Genomic DNA, 21092 nt, shown 5'->3' with positions numbered 1-21092 from the left:
TTCCTTTTTTAGAATTTAAGTTCTACACCTATACTAAATTGACGAGCAGGCGGATAACCTCCTCTTGATAACGTATTAGAAAACTCAGGGTCGGCTCCTGAATATTTGGTAATGGTGAAAATATTACGTGCCGATGCATATAGGCGCACTCCTGAAAAGAATCTCATTTGGTCTATTACTTCCTGAGGAAGCGCATAACTTAAACTTATACTCTTCAAGCGCATATAAGAAGCATTTTCGAGTAAGCGAGTATCTTTGCGCATATAATAAGCACTGCTGAGTTTAGGCAACTCTGTATCATCACCTTCTTGTTTCCAATAGTTAAACAATTCTCTATTAAAATTCTTACCTCCAAAAGTGCTTTGGTTTAAAGTATAGTATCGGTCTTCATTGATAAGCCATTTGCCCAAAGCATAAGAAAATGCCAAATCGAGTGATACATTCTTATAAGTAGCGCTTAGCCCAAAACCACCATTGATAGGTGCAAACATTTTCTTACCTGTAGTTTGTATTAGGTCTTCACTGAATTGGGTTGTAACTTTGGAGTCGTCTTTTTGTTGTATCATAGGGTTATCTTCGTTTCGTTGATACCATTCGGCATCTCCGTCTTTATTGATACCCTTAAATATTGGTAATGCCCATTGTAATGGTTCATTTAGCCTATATCCATTATTAAAAAGTCTATTTACAAAATTATCTTTGCTCAAGAATAGCGAGGTTACCTTCTGTTCATTGTAATTCATATTGAAATAAGGACGTATACTTAAATCATTGTTCTTACTTCTATACGCAATCGTTGAAATAGTAAGGTCAAAACCTCTATTTTGCATATCACCTATATTATCCGGAATAGAAGTAAAGCCCGATGCCGAGTTGATATAACGCTGTGCAAGAGTTTTATGGGTATTGCGTTCATACACTTCAAAATTGATAGTAGTACCTTTGGCGATACCAATGTGCAAGCCGAGTGTTGTTTTCTGTTGTTCTTCCCACATAATATCGGGATTACCGAGCATTGCAATAAAATAACCTGGGGTTTGCTTATATAATTTTGAAGCATCTACCAAGGTTCTATTGCGATAATCACCAATAGAAGAGTTACCCGAAATACCAGTGCTAAAACGCAAATCTAAGCTGGTAAGCCAATTTACCTTTTGCAAAAACTTCTCTTCTTTGAGTTTCCACATTCCTCCTATCGCCCAGAAATTGGCATAGCGATTATTTGAACCGAAAGCCGATGAACCATCACGGCGTGCTGATAGGTCTATAAAATAACGATATTTATAAGAGTATTCCAAACGAGCAAAATAGGAATTAAATCCTGATTCAGACTGACTATCTCCTACATTATATTCTTTAGTTCCGTGGCTGAGCATTGATAAAGCATCAGAAGGTTGCCCCTTAGACGATGCGTTGAATGAGCGCCACAGCGTTTCGATAGATTCTTGCCCCAATAAGAAGTCAAAATCGTGTAAGTTCTTTATATTCCATTTGTATTGCAATAGGTTAGTATAAGTACGCTGTATGTATTTATTGAGATAGCGAAAGGTTTGTGCTACCGTTTTGCTACTATCATTACTATAACGATAATCTATATAAGAAGGCAGAGGCCCTTTGCTTTCAGTTTCATTTACATTATACTGTATCCCTACTTGGCTTTTAAATGTTAAGTTCTTGATAGGTTCTATTAATAAATACCCTATAGGCAATATATCCTCAGTATAATCAATAGAAGGGTATTTTTCGGCCATATAATCAGGATGAAAAAAGCCATTTTGACGATTAATAAAAGAAGGAATGTAATTCTTTCTCTTCCCATCGCTCTCTTTGGGAGAATAAATAGGAAGCGACAATATATCGGTTTCACTACCAGCATTCGATACTCCTTCGGCAGTGGTAGTTCCTAAGGAGATTGAAAGCCCTGCTTTAAGCCAATCGGTTATTTGAGTGTCTAAATTAGTATTGAGATTATAGCGTTTGTAGTCCGAACGCGCCTTGATACCCTGTTGGTCTAAGTAGCCCAACGAAATGTAATAAGAGGTCGTATTACTTCCTCCCGAAATAGACACATCGGTGCGTGAGATAGGAGCGAAATCGCGAAAGAAAACTTTATCCCAACGTGTATTATAAGGATTTGCCGCCAAGATACTATCGGCGATAGCTCTTGCCGTAGTTTGGGTGTAGCCTGAACGCCTACCGAAGGCTACAATAGCATTGGGGTCTTTTTTTACCCAAAAGTCCATATACTCTTGTGGGCTCGCCATATTATCAAAAAATTTGCGAGTTACATTGGTGCGCATTGAGAAGCCCAACTGATGATTAATAGTAATATGAGTGCGCTCATTGCGTTTACCTCTTTTGGTAGTAATTAAAATCACCCCATTGGCAGCACGAGCTCCATAGATAGAAGTAGAAGCAGCATCTTTGAGTACTGTTACGCTCTCTATATCGGTAGGGTTATACATCGTCATTATATCGCCACTTACAGGGGCACCATCTATTATATACAAAGGTTCTGAGACTATCGTCTTATCAAAAACTGACATAAACGTGTTGAGCCCGTGAATGAGTACCGAAGAGCTTGCTCCTGGTCTTCCGGACTCGGTAGTTACCACCATACCTGCTACTTTACCTTGTAGTGCATCGGTGATATTAGCATTAGGGGTCTCGGCAAAATCTTTGCCTTTTACAGTAGCTACCGAAGCCACCGTGCGACTGGCTATTTTTTTGCTTCCATAGCCAGTTACCACTGTACCCTCTAATTGCTGAATATCGTCTTCAAGGACGATATCTATTTGGGTTACACCTGCCGTTACTTTCTTTTCGACAGATTTCATTCCCAAGAATGAATATTTGAGTACATCGCCTACTTGGGCATTGAGAGTATAGTTGCCATCAAAGTCAGTAGAAGTACCGTGTTGGGTGCCTTTTATAAAGACAAAAGCGCCCATCATAGGTTCACCTTTAGTGTCTTTCACCGAGCCCTTAATCGTTACATTTTGCGCTAAGGAAGGTAATACCCAAAGGAAAATACCTACAAAAACTAATAAATTTTTCAAATTCATAAATCGCTTTATTTTTCAGTGCAAAGTTTTCTAAAAAAAAATGAGAAAAACAAACAAAAGAAAAAAGAGATTCTTCATTTAGAATATTTTTCTAAAAATAGAACTCAAAACAGAAAATAAATATGTTTTATAGCCTCTTTATTGACAAAATGGCATTTTTAGAACTTTGAGAGTTTATATACTGAAAATGTGATGAATATATTTTTTATGAGCGTTTTTTTGGGTAAAAAAAATTTTATATGGAGCTTATAGGAAGCTTATAGGAAGCTTATACGAATCTTGGAAGATAGATATAGGAATGTTACCGAAAGCCTTTGTACACCTTGGCTGAGCGCTATAAGGTAGTTACACTTATGTTCTGTTATTGGTTTTTCTAAAAAAGTATTATCTTATAGAAAAATACGCCATTGCTTATTGATAAGATAAGATTTGGCTATTTGCAATTATTTATTATCTTTGCCGAAAAATATAAACATATGAATATGAAGCGCTTTTTATCAGCTATCACACTCCTTGTTATGAGCCACTTAGCTTGGTCACAAAGTCCTAACATTTTAGACCCTGATTACCAAAACAGCCGTCCTAACCCTTGGACTTATGGGGGAAATATAGGCATTGGCTACTCTACTTATGGATTGGGGATTGATGTATCGCCACGCTTAGGGTACAAAATCACTGAGGATTTGGAGCTTGCTGCTGTGGTGAATGGTTCTTTTCAAAACTCGGAATACTACCGCAGTTTGTTAGTGGGCGTAGGTCCTGCTTTAACCTATTACATAGGTAGGGTAGCATATGTGAGTAGTTCTTATCAGCATTATTTTATCTCTCAGAAGCATAAAAACACCGATTACAAATACAATACTGAGGAAAATGCCTTGTATGTAGGAGCTGGTTATATGCAAAATGTGGGGGGTAATGTGTACATACAGATAGGTGTGAGCTACAATGTGCTCTACAAGAAGGACAAAAGTGTTTTCAGCAGTGGTTTTATACCGAGCGTTGGGATAGTGATAGGACTTTAGTGTGAGCCACAGAGTGAAGTGCGAGCCACACAGACAATTAGCACGAAAAATAGGTGTGAGCGAATGAACAGTAGAGAAATTTATTTATTTATAATTGTTCATTTATAATTATTTTATACCTTTGCACCGAAAAACATAACAAGAGGACAAATTTGTACTGATTGCAACCTCTTGGGGTACTCCCCGAAAAATGCTAAAACAGTAATCTTTACTTGCTTTTCACGTCGGTTCCCCATTCTTCTTTACAATTGCGTCCTCTACTAAATCATAATTACCAATGGGATATTTATTCACCTCTGAGTCCGTTTCTGAAGGACACCCCGACAAAATCGCAGACCAAATAAGCGATGCTCTAATCGACAACTTTCTTGCTTTCGACCCTCATTCGAAGGTGGCGTGCGAGACTTTAGTTACTACCGGTCAGGTAATATTGGCTGGGGAAGTAAAATCGAACACCTACATAGATGTACAGCAAATTGCGCGCAACGTGATTGAGAAAATTGGCTATACTAAAAGCGACTATATGTTTGAAGCCAAATCGTGTGGTGTGCTTTCGGCAATTCACGAACAATCGCCCGATATCAATCAGGGGGTAGACCGCGGTAACCCCGAAGAACAAGGGGCTGGCGACCAAGGAATGATGTTTGGTTATGCGGTAAACGAAACCGAAAACTATATGCCTCTTGCCTTAGACCTCTCGCACGCTTTGCTGAGAGAATTAGCCGATTTACGTCGTGAAAACAAAGAGATTACCTATTTGCGCCCCGATGCGAAAAGCCAAGTAACCCTTGAATACAGCGATGACAACAAACCAGTGCGCGTGAACACAATTGTGATTTCTACCCAACACGACGAGTTCGACACGGAAAAGAAGATGCTTCAAAAGATAAAAGAAGACATTGTGAACATTCTCATACCGCGTGTGATTAAAAAGTATCCTCAATATGCACCATTCTTTGACGACAAGATTATTTACCACATCAACCCTACGGGTATCTTCGTGATAGGAGGTCCTCACGGCGATACAGGCTTGACTGGTCGTAAAATTATCGTAGATACGTATGGCGGTAAAGGGGCTCACGGCGGAGGCGCTTTCTCCGGCAAAGACCCGAGTAAGGTAGACCGCAGTGCAGCTTATGCTATGCGACACATCGCTAAAAACTTGGTAGCCGCAGGAGTAGCCGATGAGATATTGGTGCAAGTGAGTTACGCCATAGGGGTAGCCGAACCTACGGGCGTGTACGTAAATACTTATGGTACAGCTAAGGTAAACCTCACCGATGGTGAAATAGCGAAGAAGATACAAGAAATCTTCCCTTTGCGTCCGTATGATATAGAACAACGCCTGAAACTACGCAATCCTATTTATAGCGAAACAGCATCTTACGGACATATGGGGCGTACACCTAAGGTAGTAACCAAAGTGTTCTCGTCACCTTATCACAAAACAAAAACGATAGAAGTAGAGCTTTTTACTTGGGAAAAGTTAGACTTTGTAGAGAAAGTAAAAACTACTTTTTTTAATGATTAATGATTAGTGGTTAATGTTAATACTAATATAAAGAAGGCTGTCTGATATAAAACAGACAGCCTTCTTTTATTTTTTAGGAGGTGATATACAATGCAAATTAAATAGTTGGAAGGGAGAATATATAATAGAAAAACGACTTTTCACTATCCAATATTCTCTCTTAAAGCTCTATTTGGTATTGCAATACAAAAGTACCTAAGCGAGTACTTACCTTTTTATCAGTAGCATCGAAGATAGGGCGGTTCTCATAACCTAAGGAGAGTTTGCTCTTTTGTCCGTTAAAATAAGTATTCACGTCTACTGAATAGATATTCACGTTGCTGTTGAGGGCTTTATAGTTAGCAAATCGCCAGCCTGCATTGGGTTGTACACGGATATTACAATTTTCCCATTTAGGAAGCAGATAGCCTAATTGCAAGAATAAGGTACTACCTGTACCTATGGCGGGAGTAGCATTGCCAGCTCCATTAAGAGAGGTTCCTCCTCCAAAAATGCTATTAGCACCCACACTTCTCACATAATCACTACCAAAATGAGTGCTGTTAAAGCCCAAATAAGCGGTAATAGCGTCGTTGCGTTCAGAAATAGGAGTATCTATAAAAAAGTCGATTCCTAAATTGAAGTAATCGCGATAGGAAGTATTAGTTCCATCAGTAATTTCTCTCATTTTAGCTTGATATTCATAGCCAATACCGAGATTCATTATGTGTTTAGTTCCTAAATAAGTGCCATTACCTCCGCTAGTAGGCAATTTGTTGCTCTCATCGTCCCAAAACTCATATTTTAGGTAAGAGGAAGTAAGCACTTTGGGTTGCCCTTTGCTATAATTAAAAGCTGTACGAACATTATCAGAGGGGGCAGGTGAATTTTGCAAAGACACAAAATAATCAATCTTTCCTAACTGACCTTTGGCGTAAACACCTATCCTACGCCCCATATCATCGAAATGATTAAGGGTGTTAAGATAATAAACGGAAGGGTCGAGAGTGAGCATAGAGCCGTTAGAGAAAGCGTTGGAAAAGCGCCCAGCTCCTGCAAAGGTGGTCTTGGCTACCCCAATGCTCAATTTTTCGCTAAAAGTATACTGACCGAGCACGTCAAGCAGACGGAAATCGGAGCTTTGGAGGGTACTTTGGTTGAGATTGTTATTTCCCATTAGGATATAGAACAACCATTTCTTTTCTACTTGGGCGAAGAAGCCTAAGCGATAACGCCTTACAGAAAGGTCGAATACCTTATCGGCAGGTTCACCTTGTACGGTAGTACCAGGGTTTGTTTCGGTAAGGCGAGCCCAAAACTGTCCACGTACAATACCTTGAATAAAAGTGTCGCCTTCTTCGTCGAAATTATGACGAAGCAACTGAGCTGAGGCAGGAATTGCCATCAATAAAGCTACTAAAAATAGAATTCTTTTCATTTTATGTTATGTTTATGGTTTAAAAAAGTTACTTGGCTTTGGGATTGTTAATAGCCATCAAATGGGTATCTATGAGTTTCTTTAAATTCTCATCGGAAGGCATTGGTGCATTGCTGTTGATGATATTACCCTGCGCATCGATAAGCATATAGCGAGGGATACTTCGCAAGTCGTACAAAAACTTATAAGTATCTTTCACTTCTGGGGTGGTATACAGATGAATACCACTTAGTTTATCATTCTTTACCATCTCTTTCCACGCTTCTTTATCACGGTCTACTGAAATACTAAGAAAGACAATAGGCTTACCTTTATAGGATTGCTGTAAGGCTTCTAAGGCGGGCAACTCTTTACGGCAATCAGGACAATAAGTAGCCCATATATCTACAAATAGCAATTTACCTTTGAGGGGTAAACTCTCATATTTCACTTCTTTATCGTTCAAGTCGGTAAGAGCTTTAAAAAGAGGGAAAGGTTGTCCTGCTTTGAGTCGGTTTACTGTAGCAATGCGTCCTGAAAGAGCGTTTAACAGTTCGTTATCTTTTACTGCCTTTTGCACTAAGGCTATAATCTGTTCATTGGTAGTCTCAGCGGAGGTAGCCGATACGCCTTCGATGAGCAAAGGGGTGAGGTCTTCTTTAATATTTTGTGATTTGAGCGTATTGAAATCGGCTAAAATCTTACCCCACGGGTCGTTGAACTCATATTGCACTTGATAGCGATAGATTTTCAGTTGGAAGCAATTATGCACTAAGGTTTTATAAGCATTATACGCATCGAAATCGGTAGCGTTATCTAAATCTACATCTTTAAGAGATTCTTCCAAGGCTTTGATAGCAGGGGCTTCTTCTTCGGTATATTTGCGATGATTCAGTAAATAAGCAGAAGTAAGAGACAAGAGTTCGTATTGGTTCTCTTTCTCTTCTTTAACTATAAAATCAGAAGGTAATCCTTTAGCGTTAGCTAACACCTCAGCGCATTGTTTACTTATCGCTTGTAGGTTCTGCTGAAAAGCAACGGGGTTCTGCTCTAAAAGTTCATTTTGCTTTTCGGGAGTTTGCAAACCTATAGCTTCCTTTTGTTGCTGATACGCTTTTATAGCTTCTTCAGGATTGGTACAAGCACTCAATCCTAACACAATGAGAAATGCAATAAATAGTTGTTTCATAGCTTTAGAATTTAAAATAATGACAAAGGTATAATATTTTTTTGGAAATAGGAACTTTTTTTATGAATATTTAAATAATGATTAATGGTTAATGGTTAATGGTGAAATTGGGGGAGGATTATACAAAGCTTATGGGATAATCGAACGATGAGTGGTCTTTCAATGGCTCTACAGTGGCTCTACAGTGGGTCTACAGTGGGTCTACAGTGGGTCTACAACGAACAATAAACGAACAATGAACGAACAATAAACGAAGAATGAACGAACGATGAATGGAGATAAGGTGAAGATAAGATGGAGATAAGATGAATATTGATTGTATTTTAGGGTAATATTGAAATAATTTTAATAGGTTTAGGCTAAAAAATATCATTGATTATTTATATTTCAAAAATATTTTGTACCTTTGCAGTCGATTTAAGGAAATAGCACAATGAAGTATCAACAAAAGAAAAAAGCGGTATTACTCCTTGCTGATGGCACTGCCTTTTATGGTAAAAGCGTTGGCTATGAAGGTACTGCTTTTGGCGAAGTGTGTTTCAATACGGGTATGACGGGCTATCAGGAAATTTTTACTGACCCTTCGTACTTTGGTCAGATTATGGTGATGACCAATGCTCATATCGGCAATTACGGTATCTGTGAAGACGACAACGAATCGAATGGTATGAAAATTGCAGGGCTGGTATGTAGAAATTTTAGTTATGATGCCTCCCGTGCTGTTGCCGAGGAAACCTTGAAAGACTTTTTAGACCGTAACCACTTGGTAGCCATTTGTGAAGTAGATACCCGCGCTTTGGTGAGTTATATTCGTTATAATGGCTCGATGAACGCTGTTATTTCCACAGAAACTGACGATTTAGCACTGCTCAAAGCTCGCTTAAATGAGATTCCTAATATGAAAGGTTTAGAATTGGCATCGAAAGTGTCGGTTACTGAACCTTATTTTTTTGGCAATCCAGAAGCGAAGTACAAAGTAGCAGCGCTCGATTTCGGCATCAAGAAAAATATCTTGCGCAACTTGGCAGCCCGTGATATGTACATCAAAGTATTTCCGTACAACACGCCTTTGGCTGAGCTAAAAGCGTGGAACCCCAATGGCTATTTCTTGTCTAATGGGCCTGGCGACCCCGAACCGCTCACCGAGGTAATTGCCCAAGTAAAGCAGATGATAGCAGAAGATTTGCCTATCTTTGGTATTTGCTTAGGACATCAGATTATTGCACTGGCAAACGGCATTAGCACTTACAAAATGCATAACGGTCACCGTGGTATTAATCACCCTGTGAAGAATTTGCTTACAGGTAAGGACGAGATTACCTCTCAGAATCACGGTTTTGCTGTAAATAGAGCAGAGGCAGAAGCTAACCCTAATGTGGAAATCACGCATACCCACCTAAACGACAATACTGTGATGGGTTTACGAGTGAAAGGCAAGAAGTGTTTCAGTGTGCAGTATCACCCTGAAGCCGCTCCAGGTCCTAATGATGCGACGTATTTGTTTGACCAATTTGTGGAGCAATTGAGGAATTAGAAAATGTGAAAATTACCCCCGAACCCCCGAAGGGAGACAAGCCGTGAAAAGGATAAAAAGAGTATAAAATATAGGCTAAAAACTAAGGACTAAACACTAACGATTAATATGAAAGAATTACTTACACCCGAAGCACTGCTCACTAATTTAAAAGATGTACGTGCCCTCACCCGCAAGGTGATTGAGGCTTTCCCCGAGAAAGACCTCTTTGAGTTCAACATTGCAAACCTACGTCCGTTTTCAGGAATGGTAGAAGAGTTTTTGAGAGTTATGGACTATCTTTTTAAAGAAAGATTTCAGGAGCGACACACGCTTTTCTTGGAAGGAGCCTTTCCTACTACCAAAGCGGAAGTATTGGTTTTATGGGATAGAGCTACTGAAATTCTCGACCGTGAATGGCAAAAAGTAGGTGATTATACCCAACCATTCACTATTTATCAAATGACTTTTAGCTTTGCCCAATGGATATTATACTTCATTGAAAACGAGAGTCACCACCGCGGACAAGGGTATACCTACCTCCGCGCTTTGGGTATTGAACCGCCTTTCTTTTGGGGAAGAGAAAGCTTTAACAATTGATAATTGACAATTGACAATTAGCATTATAAAGTCAGATAAGTCCGATATCCCTAACCCCTAAACAAAGTAAATAATTAAATAACAAAATATATGAGTATTATTGTAAGCGTGCACGCACGTCAGATTTTGGATTCAAGAGGAAATCCAACCGTAGAAGTAGATGTAATGACCGAGAATGGTTTCCTTGGTAGAGCTGCTGTTCCATCAGGAGCATCGACAGGTGAATACGAAGCCGTTGAATTGCGCGACGGTGGTAAAAGTTATATGGGTAAAGGCGTACTCAAAGCCGTTGCTAATGTAAACGATATCATCGCAGAAGAAATCGTAGGTATGGACGTTTTCGAACAAAACCTTATCGACAAAACAATGATTGAGCTCGACGGTACTCCTAACAAATCTAAATTAGGAGCTAACGCTATTCTTGGAGTATCATTGGCAGTAGCAAGAGCCGCTGCTGAAGAACTCGGTTTGCCTTTGTACCGTTATGTAGGTGGGGTAAGTGCTCACACTTTGCCTGTACCAATGATGAACATCATCAACGCTGGGGCACACTCCGATGCGCCTATTGCTTTCCAAGAGTTTATGATTATGCCTGTGAACGCAAAGAACTTTTCACAAGCTATCCAAATGGGTTCAGAAGTGTTCCACAACCTTAAAAAGGTATTGCACAAAAAAGGATTGAGCACTGCCGTAGGTGATGAAGGAGGTTTTGCTCCTAACTTTAAAGATATCGAAGACGCTCTCGATTCTATTAAAGAAGCTGTAAAAGAAGCAGGCTACAAATGGGGTGAAGATATCAAAATCGCCTTAGACTGTGCTTCTTCTGAGTTCTACAAAAATGGCAAATACGATTATACTATCTTTGAAGGTGCTAAAGGTAAAGTACGTACTTCAGCTGAACAAGCTGACTACTTGGCAGAATTGGTAGCTAAATACCCTATTATCTCTATCGAAGACGGTATGGATCAAAACGACTGGGACGGATGGAAACTCCTTACTGACAAATTGGGCAAAAAAGTACAATTGGTAGGTGACGATTTGTTCGTTACTAACGTATCTATCCTTGAAAGAGGTATTGCCAAAGGTATTGCGAACTCTATTCTCATCAAAGTAAACCAAATCGGTACTTTGTCTGAAACTATCGCAGCGGTAGATATGGCAAACCGCGCTGGTTATACTGCCGTAATGTCTCACCGTTCAGGAGAAACAGAAGACAACACTATTGCCGACTTGGCAGTAGCTTTGAACACCGGACAAATCAAAACAGGTTCGGCTTCACGTTCTGACCGTATGGCGAAGTACAACCAATTGCTCCGCATCGAAGAATCTTTGGGTTCAGTAGCTTACTATCCTAAAGAAAAAGCCTTCAATGTAAAGAACTAATGTTTTAATATGATTAGGGTGTTCGAGGGCACTCCTCGAACACCCATTTTTTTACCCTTAAAAGAAGTAAGTATGATGAAGAAGATATTATGGTTTTGTATGTTTTTATGTGTGACGACACTTGTAGCTCAGGAAACAGTGTTGCACGGACATATTTACAGTGTGCAAAACAATAAACCAATGCCTAATGTACACATCTTAAACCTCAATAAAGTAAGAGGTACTACTACCAATGACAAAGGTGATTTTAGTATCAGAGTAAGTGCTAACGACACGCTATACATTTCTTTTTTAGGGTATAAATCTACCAAGATACGCATAACAAACGATATGATAAAATATCAAGGGTTGAAAATAGGAATGACAGAGCTTGCTTATACTTTACAAGAAGTGGTTGTAACCCCTTATAAACTCACAGGTTATTTGGATATTGACGCTAAAAATGCACCTATCAATGACAATACGCGTTATAGCATTTCGGGGTTAGATATAGGTTATGAAAGTAGAGCTAGTGCAAGTGCTGTGGGCAGAGTGCTAAGTGCTGTAATGAACCCTGCCGACTTGCTGAGTCGCTCGTTTGGCGCCAAAGGGAAAGAAATGCGCAAACTGAGAGAGATGCGCAAAGACAACGAATTGAGCGATGCTCTTTCCACCCGTTACGACCGCGAAACCCTATTAGAACTTTTGCAAGTAGACCGTAGTGAATTAGAAGATATCATTCGCTCTTGCAACTATTCTAACGATTTTATAATGACGGCAAACGACCTGCAAGTGCTTGAAGCCATCAGTCAGTGTTACGAAGAATATAGGGTTTTACACAAGAAAAAATAAAAAATATTTTGTCATTCCAAAAAATTGACGTACTTTTGCCCCGCTATTGATAAAATAGAGAGATAAAGTATCATTTTTAATAAGATTTTAAAGATTAACAAGCAATGAAAAGAACATTTCAACCTTCAAAGAGAAAAAGAAGAAATAAACACGGATTCAGAGAACGTATGGCAACTGCCAATGGTAGAAAAGTGTTAGCACGCCGTCGCGCTAAAGGACGTAAAAAACTTACTGTATCCTCTGAGCCAAGACATAAAAAATAACAATTTTAATTGTTTAAAGATTAGTGGTTAATGATTAATGACTTGTGAAATTAATCATTAACCATTAATCATTTATCATTATTATGAAGATTACTTTCCTCGGTACAGGTACTTCACAAGGGATTCCCGTAATAGCAAGCAACCACCCTGTGGGGAAAAGTACCAACCCCAAAGATAAGAGGTTGCGCACTTCGGCACTTATCAGTTGGGAAGACACCAATATTGCAATAGATTGCAGCCCTGATTTTAGACAGCAAATGCTCACCAACGATGTACAGCATTTGGAGGCTATACTGTTCACTCACGAGCACGCCGATCATACCGCCGGAATGGACGACATACGCCCTTTTGTACGCTTGCAAGGCGATATGCCTATCTACGGACTAAAAAGAGTAATCGATGAGCTGAGAGTGCGTTTTGGTTATATCTTTGCCACTGAAAACCGATATGAAGGAGCTCCCTCGGTAATACCTCACGAGATAGACGAAGCGCCTTTTACTTTGTATGGTAAAACAGTTGAACCTATACACATAATACACGGCAATTTGCCTATCGTAGGCTATCGGATAGAAGACTTGGGTTATATTACCGATGCCAAATATATAGACAAGAGCGAAAGAGAAAAACTACGAGATTTAGATGTTTTAGTATTGAATTGCCTAAGAGATGATGTGCACCCTACACACCTCAATTTAGCGGAAGCTTTGGAAATTATAGGAGATGTACAACCTAAGCGCACCTATCTCACACACGTGAGCCAAACCTTTGGTTTTCACGATGAGATACAAAAAAGATTGCCTAAAAACGTATTTTTGGCATATGATAACTTAGTAATAGAATGTTAATATTTAGTTAATTATTAGGTGGGCGAGAAAAAAAAGTTTATTTTTGCCCTCGTAATCAAAAACAATTAAAGATGAAAAAAATTGCACTTTTACTTGTAATGGCAGTATTGGTAATGGCTTGTAAGAGTTCTTCAGGCTCAATGACTGCAAAACCCAAAGAAACAAATATAGCTAATAAAGCTATTAAAGGTGAATGGACATTACAATCCATCACATATAGTGAAAAAGGTAAATATGAAGTTACCTTGTTAAACGATACTTCCAAAGAATGCTTTGAAGGCAGTACTTGGAAATTCGTTCCAAATAACAATCGCGGACACTATACTATCAACGCGAGTGGTTGTTCAACAGGACAAAGAAACTTCATTTTCATTGTACAAGAAGTAGATAAATCAACAGGATACTATGATTTTCTCTTGAAACCTACTAATGAAAAATACGTTTCAGAAACTAGACAAGGTATTCGTTTGCACTTGGCAAGTATTTCTGACGACTCAATGGTATGGGAACAAACCGTGAGAGTAGATGGCAAACCTTTTGTTATCTCAATGAATTTTGTAAAATAATTAAAGATTAATACAAACAGAAGATGAAAAAAATCGTAGTTTTAGCCTTATCGGCAGCTGTATTGCTTACCGGTTGCGAGGCATACAACAACTCTAACAAAGCACAACGCGGAGCTGTAATTGGTGCTGCTGGTGGAGCTTTATTAGGAGCTATTTTAGGGAACAACGTAGGTAACGGACAAAACAGCGAACTCGGTGCTGTACTCGGTACAGTAGTGGGAGGTGCTGCAGGAGCTGTTATTGGTAACCAAATGGATAAACAAGCTAAGAAAATAGAAGAAGAAATCCCAGGTGCTGATGTTAAACGTGTAGACGATGGTATCGTGGTTACTTTCGACGAAAATAACGGAGGTGTATACTTTGATACTAATAAGTATAACATCAACAACAAATCAAGACAAACACTTGATAAACTATCTGCTATTCTTAAAGAATATCCTGATACTAATGTGATAGTAGCTGGCCACACTGATAATGTAGGTAAAGATGAGTACAACTTAGGTCTTTCACAACGCCGTGCACAAGCCGTTACTAACTATTTTAAAAGTAAAGGTTTAGCAGGTAGCCGTTTTACTACCAAATGGTATGGCGAAAGAAACCCTGTAGCAAGTAACGAAACTGCTGATGGACGAGCTAAAAACCGCCGTGTGAATGTAGTAATCGTTCCTAATGAAAAGATGAAAGCAGACGCTAAAAAACAGGCTGGAAACAAATAAAAATAGTTTGATACTTGACTATACAAATGAGTGTTGAGAAGTACTTCTCAACACTCATTATTTTTTATTAAATATCTAAAACGAGAGATAAAAAAGAACGTTAGGAATATAACAATATCACTTCCAAATGACATTTTTTAATCTTCACTTTTCTCTTTTCACTAAAATACACTACCTTTGCACTGTTAATCTCGGTATTTTGGGTATTTAGGTTTATTACTTACCTCTTACCATACTCTGCTGTCGCAGACTTTACCTCATATCTAAAAGAAATGCAGATATTTAAATTCGGAGGCGCCTCAGTAAAAGATGCTGCAGGTGTACGCAATGTCGCTAAAATATTAGAAACGGTAGGCTATGCTAATACGCTCATCGTCATTTCAGCAATGGGAAAAACCACTAATGCTTTAGAAGTAGTGGTAAATAGCTATTTTAAGGAACAAGAAAAACTTTCGGAAAGCGTTCAGCTGATAAAAGACTTTCATTACCATATCATTCGCGAACTATTTACCGATGAAAATCACCCTGTGTATTGGAAAGTAGATGGCTTATTTGCAGAGCTCACTTCGTTTTTAGAACGCAACAAGTCGCCGAAACACAGTTTTGTATATGACCAAGTGATTGGCTTTGGTGAACTCATTTCTACTACTATTATCAGTCAATATCTGAATGACAATGGTATTAAAAACACGTGGATAGATGTCCGTAATCTCGTAAAAACAGATAGTAATTACCGTGATGCCTCTATCGACTGGGAAGAAACACAAAGTAACATTCGCACGCATATTAACAAATCATTACTGAACATCACACAAGGTTTCTTAGGAAGCGATGCAAATTTCTTCACTACTACCTTAGGGCGTGAAGGTTCAGACTATACAGCGGCTATTTTTGCCTATTGTTTAAACGCTGAAAGTGTAACGATATGGAAGGACGTTCCTGGTGTTCTCAATGCCGACCCTCGATATTTTCAGCATACAGAGCTCTTGCATAAAATCCCTTATAAGGAAGCTATAGAACTCGCTTTTTATGGCGCTTCAGTAATACACCCAAAAACCCTACAACCACTCCAACAAAAGGAAATCCCTCTTTATGTACGTTCGTTTTTGAATCCTACTGCTGAAGGAAGCGCTGTGTGTAATGTAGCTGAATTATCTCCAAAGGTACCTTGCTTTATCCTCAAGAAAGAACAAATACTGCTTTCTCTCTCTTCACTTGACTTTTCATTTATAATGGAAGAGGGTATTAGCTATATCTTCAAGAATTTGCATAAGACTAAGATGAAAGTAAGTGTGATACAGAACTCGGCGATTAGTTTTTCAGTATGTGTAGACAACAAATTCGATACCTTAACTGAACTTTTAGAAAAGTTGGAAGAACGCTTTAAGGTATCGGTAACTGAGAACGTAACACTTTATACCATTCGTCACGCTACGGAAGAGGCTATTAAAGAAGTGGAAATGAACAAAGAAGTGCTACTTAAACAAGTGGCTTCAGATACGGTTCAGATAATAGTGAAATAAATCTATCTTCTTATTATCCGTTATTGTTTAAGCAACAATCAAGCAAAGCATACATTAAAAAAGGGACTGATGATATATCAGTCCCTTTATATATATATTCTATGATTCATTTTATTGAAATAATGCTTCATTTACCTCATTAAAATTATATTCTTTTTGAGTGCCTTTAAGCATATCTTTCAATACAAAAGTATTTTTGGTAAGCTCGCTTTCTCCAATCATCACTACAAACGGAATACTTCGCTTATTAGCATATTCCATTTGCTTTTTAATCTTAGCTGCATCGGGGTAGAGTTCTGCTCTTTTTCCGAGTTTACGCAACTCTTTCAATAGTTTCATACTCTGTAAAGCTTCGTTATTGCCAAAATTTATACAAAGCACTTCTATGCTATTGCTCAGTGATTCAGGAAAAAGATTCAGTTCTTCCATCACCAATCCTATGCGGTCTAAACCAAACGAGATACCTATACCACTTATCCCCTTCAATCCAAAGATGCTCGTAAGGTCGTCATAACGTCCACCTCCACCAATAGAACCCATTTGTACTCCCGCTGGAGCAGCAACCTCAAAAATAGCTCCTGTGTAATAATTCAGTCCACGTGCAAGGGTGACATCGAGGTCTAAAATAGCTGTTTGTAAGGTAAGCCGCTCTATTTGTTGTGCTATAAACTCCACCTCTTCAATACCTTTCAACCCCGTTTCAGAAGTTTTTAGTATCTCTTTCAGAGCAGTGAGCTTTTCAGTAAGAGCTCCTTTAAGTGCGAAGATAGGTTGTAACTTGCTAATAGCTTCGTGGCTGATACCTCTTTCTATCATTTCTTTGATAACACCCTCTTCGCCTATCTTATCGAGCTTATCGAGAGCTACAGTAAAGTCGATGAGTTTATCACTCTCCCCTATCACTTCGGCAAAACCGCTGAGAATTTTGCGGTTGTTAATCTTAATAGTCACCCCTTTAAGATTGAGCGCTGTAAACACGGTGTCGTAGAGCTGTACGAACTCCACTTCCTGCCACAAGCTGGTACTACCTACCACATCGGCATCGCATTGGTAAAACTCTCTGAAACGTCCTTTTTGCGGACGGTCGGCGCGCCATACAGGCTGAATTTGATAACGTTTAAAGGGGAAAGTCAGTTCATTTTGGTGTTGTACTACATAGCGTGCAAAAGGAACTGTAAGGTCATAACGGAGTGCTTTTTCTGATATTTGGGGAGTGAGCTTCTGAGTATTCTTAGTTTCCCAATCGTCTTGTTTAACTCCTTGTGTAAAATCACCTGAATTGAGTATCTTGAAGATAAGACGGTCACCTTCTTCGCCATATTTACCCATCAATGTATCGTAATTTTCAAAGCTGGGCGTTTCGATAGGCTGAAATCCAAAAGCGTTAAAAGTATTTTTAATAGTGTTAATAATAAAGTTGCGTTTAGCCACATCGGCTGGTGAAAAGTCACGAGTGCCTTTAGGTATGCTTGGTTTTTGTATTGCCATTGTTTTTTATTGTTTTACTATTTTCTTAGCTTCTTGCCAATAAGTTTCCATTTCTTGTAAGGTCATATCTTTGAGTGATTTTCCCTTCTCATTGGCTCGTTGTTCCAAGTATTGAAACCGAGTTATAAACTTACGATTAGTGCGCTCTAAGGCATCTTCAGGATTTACTTTCAAAAATCGGGCATAGTTAATAAGACTAAAAAGAACATCGCCAAACTCACTCTCAATATTTGTCTGTTTTTGCGCTTTTACTTCGGCGTGTAGTTCATCTATTTCCTCTTTTATCTTCGCAAAAACATCGTCTATATTATCCCAATCGAAGCCTACACCTGCTACTTTGTCTTGTATACGAGTAGCTTTTACTAATGCAGGCAAACTTTTAGGCACACCTCCCAGTACGCTCTTGTTACCTTCTTTGAGTTTTATTTTTTCCCAATTGCGCTTTACATCGTCTTCGTTGTCTACTTTCACATCTCCATAGATATGCGGATGCCGTTCAATGAGTTTTTCACACACACCATTTGCCACATCAGCAATATTAAAATCACCCGTTTCACTACCTATTTTGGCATAGAAAACGATATGAAGTAACAAATCACCGAGTTCTTTCTTCACTTCTTGCAGATTGCCACTGAGGATAGCATCGCCCAATTCATAAGTTTCCTCAATAGTGAGATAGCGCAACGATTGTATTGTTTGTTTCTTATCCCACGGACATTTCGCACGCAGGTCGTCCATTATATCGAGAAGTCTCCCAAAAGCCTGAAGTTGTTGCTCTCTCATATCAATCCTATAAATTTACTACGGGCGAGGAGACTTGCACCTAATAGACCCGCCTTATCACCTAATTTTGATACTTTTATCGAAGAGTCTTTATTCACTAAATTCAAAGAATACTTCTTGATAGCACTGCGCAAAGGCAATATCAAATAGTCGCCTGCATTGGCAAGAGTACCACCAATAATCACCAATTCAGGATTAAATAGGTTGATGAGACCCGCCACGTGTTTACCTAACGTATTTCCCACCTCTTCAATAAGTTCTATAGCCAATATATCTTCCTGCAAAGCTACATCTATGATATCGTTGAGTGTAATTTCGTCTTCATTTTCCTTCTGTTGAGTAAGTAAAGACGATTGACCGTTATGAAGTTTTTCCAAGAATTTACGATAAAGAGCAGAGCCCGAAGCTTCTGTTTCTAAGCAACCTTTCTTACCACAGTGGCATAATATCTCGTTTTCAAAGGCCGTAATATGCCCAAACTCACCTGAAAAGCCCGATTTCCCATAATATAGCTGCCCATTAACGATGATTCCTAAGCCTAATCCCCAACCTACATTCACGTAGATGATGTTTTTTTCAGCCTGTACGCGCCCTTTAATATATTCACCATAAGCCATCGCACGCGAATCGTTATCAATAGAGACATCTATACCTAATTTTTCTTCAAACATTTCAGTAAGCGGACGTTCATCGAAATAAAAGAAACTATAACTATGCCCCGTTTGAGGGTTCACACGCCCTGAAATATTAATGCCAATACTCAGTATTTTGTCCCTAGGAACCACTGTATGGCTCATAAAATCTTCAATTATTTCACATAAACGTTCAAAACGCTCGTGAGGATGCGCTTCCTCAAAAGAGATATCCATCTGTTCATCTATCAAATCTCCCTTAAAGTTGATAAGCCCTATATGAACGCGTTTTTGAGAGATATCTACACCTATAAAATATCCCGAACTTTGGTTCAATCCATAGATATTAGGACGTCTACCTCCTGGGGTTTCCATCTTCCCAAAGTCCATCACTATACCATCTTCTATCAGTTCGCCCACCATTTTAGTAACGGTAGGCACACTGAAGTTCAGTTCCTTGCCAAGGTCGGCAAGTGTATCATCTCCGTTATTGATGTAATAACAGATAATATCCTTTTTCAATGAGGCGCTTCTGATGCCTTGTTTAATTTCTTCTAAGAATTTTAGTCCCATAGCATTTTAATCTTAATCATTATTGTAAAGGTAAGGCAAAATTACTAAAAATATTTTAATAAGAATGCAATAATAAAAAAATAATTGATGTTTGTAATTAGTATTTAATGCTTTTCTCTACGGATTAATAGTAACGATTTTACCCTCACGGCGCACCACAATCTTTTGATTATTCTTCCGCTTTTCGGCTATCATTCGCTTGTAAGCAACGTCTAAACCTTTTAAAAGTTTGTCTCGAAATAACTTTTTTTCTGTATTTCTATCTCCCATAGCTGTTTTTCATTTGATTATAGGTAGCATAAAGATGCATAATCACTTCTTATTACTCATCTGCCATCTCATAAAACCAATTTAAAAAAGGGTCATCGGTTGCTTCGTCGTCCATACTATGAGGGGTTACCACTTCTAATCCTATCATAATAGCCGTTATCTTCTATCCACTGATAGAGTTGGCGGAGTTCTTCGGGGATTTGCATTCCTGCGGGAAGTGCGTTTTCTAATTGTTGCAATAAGATGTTGGGCATCATCAAGACTATTTCTTAGTTGCTCGTTTAGGTTTTTCAAGCGTTTTTATTTCATCACCTAAAACCGTAATTACTTGATTGTTAGAAATAGGTCGCAAATCTATTCTCTGTGAATAGTCATTTACTACTTTTTGAGAAGATTCCTTAAAAGGAAAGTTCAAATAATGAGGTAAAAAGTAAAAATCTACCAAATGTAATCCTGAATAATCAGTGAGTTCAGGGGCTTTTTTGGTCTCGTCCATATCACTAACAAATTCAACAGTAGGAGAGGCAATGACAGAACCTGCTGAAGTACCTATGTACAACTTTCCATTATTAATTTGTTCAATAAGTAGTTTGTCGGCTCCTTTCTTTTTTAGTTCCTGCATTAGGTAGAAAGTATTTCCTCCAGAGATAAAAATATAATCATTTCGCTCTAATGTTGTAGCTATTTCTTCGGTAGTAGCGGTAGAAACTTCTAATTCTTCTATGATAAGACCTAATTTTTCAAAGGCTTTTCTATCGTCATCGACATAAAAACGCACTTCTTCTACCAAACTTGCTGTTGGAATAAATGCTAGTTTCTTTCCTTTTACGGGTTCACCTGCAAAATCTTCAAATAATTTTGCTACTGAACTGAATGATGAGGTTAAAAATAATCTTTTCATTT

At 38.6% G+C, this 21092-nt stretch carries 20 protein-coding genes; 11 read left to right on the top strand and 9 right to left on the bottom strand.

Features of this window, described 5'->3' with window-relative positions:
* Positions 1-8: 8 nt before the first annotated feature.
* Positions 9-3065, bottom strand: a complete 3057-nt coding sequence (locus HMPREF1321_RS05180; protein ID WP_009421680.1) for a SusC/RagA family TonB-linked outer membrane protein — start codon at positions 3063-3065, stop codon at positions 9-11.
* A 407-nt stretch (positions 3066-3472) separates the two neighbouring features.
* Here HMPREF1321_RS05180 and HMPREF1321_RS05175 point away from each other — a divergent pair, with 407 nt between their 5' ends.
* The gene (locus HMPREF1321_RS05175; protein WP_009421684.1) at positions 3473-4087 is read left to right on the top strand and encodes a hypothetical protein; all 615 of its coding nucleotides are present in this window, start codon (positions 3473-3475) and stop codon (positions 4085-4087) included.
* Positions 4088-4364: 277 nt separating this feature from the next.
* Complete coding sequence (metK, locus tag HMPREF1321_RS05170) at positions 4365-5618, top strand: methionine adenosyltransferase (protein ID WP_009421700.1); 1254 nt, start codon at positions 4365-4367, stop codon at positions 5616-5618.
* A gap of 160 nt (positions 5619-5778) precedes the next feature.
* Here metK and HMPREF1321_RS05165 read toward each other — a convergent pair whose 3' ends face one another.
* Positions 5779-7035, bottom strand: a complete 1257-nt coding sequence (locus HMPREF1321_RS05165) for a hypothetical protein (protein WP_009421690.1) — start codon at positions 7033-7035, stop codon at positions 5779-5781.
* A gap of 28 nt (positions 7036-7063) precedes the next feature.
* Positions 7064-8203, bottom strand: a complete 1140-nt coding sequence (locus HMPREF1321_RS05160) for a TlpA family protein disulfide reductase (protein WP_009421699.1) — start codon at positions 8201-8203, stop codon at positions 7064-7066.
* Positions 8204-8636: 433 nt separating this feature from the next.
* Here HMPREF1321_RS05160 and carA point away from each other — a divergent pair, with 433 nt between their 5' ends.
* The 9 genes from carA to HMPREF1321_RS05120 all read left to right on the top strand — a co-directional run bounded on the left by carA (position 8637) and on the right by HMPREF1321_RS05120 (position 16443).
* Positions 8637-9737 carry a glutamine-hydrolyzing carbamoyl-phosphate synthase small subunit gene (gene carA, locus HMPREF1321_RS05155; protein WP_009421694.1) on the top strand — a complete coding sequence of 367 codons (1101 nt, stop codon included), beginning with the start codon at positions 8637-8639 and terminating at the stop codon, positions 9735-9737.
* Between the two features lie 108 nt (positions 9738-9845).
* Positions 9846-10316, top strand: a complete 471-nt coding sequence (locus HMPREF1321_RS05150; RefSeq protein WP_009421683.1) for a DinB family protein — start codon at positions 9846-9848, stop codon at positions 10314-10316.
* 90 nt (positions 10317-10406) lie between these two features.
* The gene (gene eno / locus HMPREF1321_RS05145; RefSeq protein ID WP_009418860.1) at positions 10407-11699 is read left to right on the top strand and encodes a phosphopyruvate hydratase; all 1293 of its coding nucleotides are present in this window, start codon (positions 10407-10409) and stop codon (positions 11697-11699) included.
* A gap of 72 nt (positions 11700-11771) precedes the next feature.
* Positions 11772-12530: a carboxypeptidase-like regulatory domain-containing protein gene (locus HMPREF1321_RS05140; RefSeq protein ID WP_009421677.1), complete on the top strand. Its 759-nt coding sequence runs from the start codon at positions 11772-11774 to the stop codon at positions 12528-12530.
* Between the two features lie 104 nt (positions 12531-12634).
* Positions 12635-12793, top strand: a complete 159-nt coding sequence (gene rpmH / locus HMPREF1321_RS11530; protein WP_002669412.1) for a 50S ribosomal protein L34 — start codon at positions 12635-12637, stop codon at positions 12791-12793.
* A gap of 83 nt (positions 12794-12876) precedes the next feature.
* Complete coding sequence (locus HMPREF1321_RS05135; protein ID WP_009421693.1) at positions 12877-13638, top strand: MBL fold metallo-hydrolase; 762 nt, start codon at positions 12877-12879, stop codon at positions 13636-13638.
* 71 nt (positions 13639-13709) lie between these two features.
* A complete protein-coding gene (locus HMPREF1321_RS05130) occupies positions 13710-14204 on the top strand; it encodes a lipocalin family protein (protein ID WP_009421674.1) in 495 nt (164 codons plus the stop codon).
* A gap of 23 nt (positions 14205-14227) precedes the next feature.
* The gene (locus HMPREF1321_RS05125; protein WP_009410919.1) at positions 14228-14920 is read left to right on the top strand and encodes an OmpA family protein; all 693 of its coding nucleotides are present in this window, start codon (positions 14228-14230) and stop codon (positions 14918-14920) included.
* Positions 14921-15192: 272 nt separating this feature from the next.
* Positions 15193-16443, top strand: coding sequence for an aspartate kinase (locus HMPREF1321_RS05120; protein ID WP_009421686.1), 1251 nt, complete (start codon positions 15193-15195; stop codon positions 16441-16443).
* 111 nt (positions 16444-16554) lie between these two features.
* Here the strand turns inward: HMPREF1321_RS05120 and hisS are convergent, their stop codons facing one another.
* The 6 genes from hisS to HMPREF1321_RS05095 form a co-directional block, all read right to left on the bottom strand.
* Positions 16555-17931, bottom strand: coding sequence for a histidine--tRNA ligase (gene hisS, locus HMPREF1321_RS05115; protein ID WP_009421705.1), 1377 nt, complete (start codon positions 17929-17931; stop codon positions 16555-16557).
* Between the two features lie 6 nt (positions 17932-17937).
* Positions 17938-18714: a nucleoside triphosphate pyrophosphohydrolase gene (mazG, locus tag HMPREF1321_RS05110; protein WP_009421696.1), complete on the bottom strand. Its 777-nt coding sequence runs from the start codon at positions 18712-18714 to the stop codon at positions 17938-17940.
* Positions 18711-19919: an ROK family transcriptional regulator gene (locus tag HMPREF1321_RS05105; RefSeq protein ID WP_009421688.1), complete on the bottom strand. Its 1209-nt coding sequence runs from the start codon at positions 19917-19919 to the stop codon at positions 18711-18713. Before HMPREF1321_RS05105 ends, mazG begins: the two co-directional genes overlap by 4 nt.
* A gap of 117 nt (positions 19920-20036) precedes the next feature.
* The gene (locus HMPREF1321_RS12005; RefSeq protein WP_002673339.1) at positions 20037-20189 is read right to left on the bottom strand and encodes a hypothetical protein; all 153 of its coding nucleotides are present in this window, start codon (positions 20187-20189) and stop codon (positions 20037-20039) included.
* Between the two features lie 116 nt (positions 20190-20305).
* Positions 20306-20443 (bottom strand): hypothetical protein, encoded by a 138-nt coding sequence (locus tag HMPREF1321_RS12000; protein WP_198003457.1) that lies wholly within the window; start codon positions 20441-20443, stop codon positions 20306-20308.
* An 8-nt stretch (positions 20444-20451) separates the two neighbouring features.
* Positions 20452-21090 carry a Type 1 glutamine amidotransferase-like domain-containing protein gene (locus tag HMPREF1321_RS05095; RefSeq protein WP_009421702.1) on the bottom strand — a complete coding sequence of 213 codons (639 nt, stop codon included), beginning with the start codon at positions 21088-21090 and terminating at the stop codon, positions 20452-20454.
* Between the last annotated feature and the right edge of the window lie 2 nt (positions 21091-21092).

Source organism: Capnocytophaga sp. oral taxon 412 str. F0487, from assembly GCF_000271925.1.
GTDB classification, from domain to species: domain Bacteria; phylum Bacteroidota; class Bacteroidia; order Flavobacteriales; family Flavobacteriaceae; genus Capnocytophaga; species Capnocytophaga ochracea.
This window is presented reverse-complemented; position numbering and strand designations above follow the sequence as displayed.

Bases quoted from the DNA above. Each gene is read 5' to 3' on its own strand.
- HMPREF1321_RS05180 (WP_009421680.1), bottom strand. From the start codon at position 3,065: ATGAATTTGAAAAATTTATTAGTTTTTGTAGGTATTTTCCTTTGGGTA.
- metK (WP_009421700.1), top strand. From the start codon at position 4,365: ATGGGATATTTATTCACCTCTGAGTCCGTTTCTGAAGGACACCCCGAC.
- HMPREF1321_RS05165 (WP_009421690.1), bottom strand. From the start codon at position 7,035: ATGAAAAGAATTCTATTTTTAGTAGCTTTATTGATGGCAATTCCTGCC.
- HMPREF1321_RS05160 (WP_009421699.1), bottom strand. From the start codon at position 8,203: ATGAAACAACTATTTATTGCATTTCTCATTGTGTTAGGATTGAGTGCT.
- carA (WP_009421694.1), top strand. From the start codon at position 8,637: ATGAAGTATCAACAAAAGAAAAAAGCGGTATTACTCCTTGCTGATGGC.
- HMPREF1321_RS05150 (WP_009421683.1), top strand. From the start codon at position 9,846: ATGAAAGAATTACTTACACCCGAAGCACTGCTCACTAATTTAAAAGAT.
- eno (WP_009418860.1), top strand. From the start codon at position 10,407: ATGAGTATTATTGTAAGCGTGCACGCACGTCAGATTTTGGATTCAAGA.
- HMPREF1321_RS05140 (WP_009421677.1), top strand. From the start codon at position 11,772: ATGATGAAGAAGATATTATGGTTTTGTATGTTTTTATGTGTGACGACA.
- rpmH (WP_002669412.1), top strand. From the start codon at position 12,635: ATGAAAAGAACATTTCAACCTTCAAAGAGAAAAAGAAGAAATAAACAC.
- HMPREF1321_RS05135 (WP_009421693.1), top strand. From the start codon at position 12,877: ATGAAGATTACTTTCCTCGGTACAGGTACTTCACAAGGGATTCCCGTA.
- HMPREF1321_RS05130 (WP_009421674.1), top strand. From the start codon at position 13,710: ATGAAAAAAATTGCACTTTTACTTGTAATGGCAGTATTGGTAATGGCT.
- HMPREF1321_RS05125 (WP_009410919.1), top strand. From the start codon at position 14,228: ATGAAAAAAATCGTAGTTTTAGCCTTATCGGCAGCTGTATTGCTTACC.
- HMPREF1321_RS05120 (WP_009421686.1), top strand. From the start codon at position 15,193: ATGCAGATATTTAAATTCGGAGGCGCCTCAGTAAAAGATGCTGCAGGT.
- hisS (WP_009421705.1), bottom strand. From the start codon at position 17,931: ATGGCAATACAAAAACCAAGCATACCTAAAGGCACTCGTGACTTTTCA.
- mazG (WP_009421696.1), bottom strand. From the start codon at position 18,714: ATGAGAGAGCAACAACTTCAGGCTTTTGGGAGACTTCTCGATATAATG.
- HMPREF1321_RS05105 (WP_009421688.1), bottom strand. From the start codon at position 19,919: ATGGGACTAAAATTCTTAGAAGAAATTAAACAAGGCATCAGAAGCGCC.
- HMPREF1321_RS12005 (WP_002673339.1), bottom strand. From the start codon at position 20,189: ATGGGAGATAGAAATACAGAAAAAAAGTTATTTCGAGACAAACTTTTA.
- HMPREF1321_RS12000 (WP_198003457.1), bottom strand. From the start codon at position 20,443: ATGCCCAACATCTTATTGCAACAATTAGAAAACGCACTTCCCGCAGGA.
- HMPREF1321_RS05095 (WP_009421702.1), bottom strand. From the start codon at position 21,090: ATGAAAAGATTATTTTTAACCTCATCATTCAGTTCAGTAGCAAAATTA.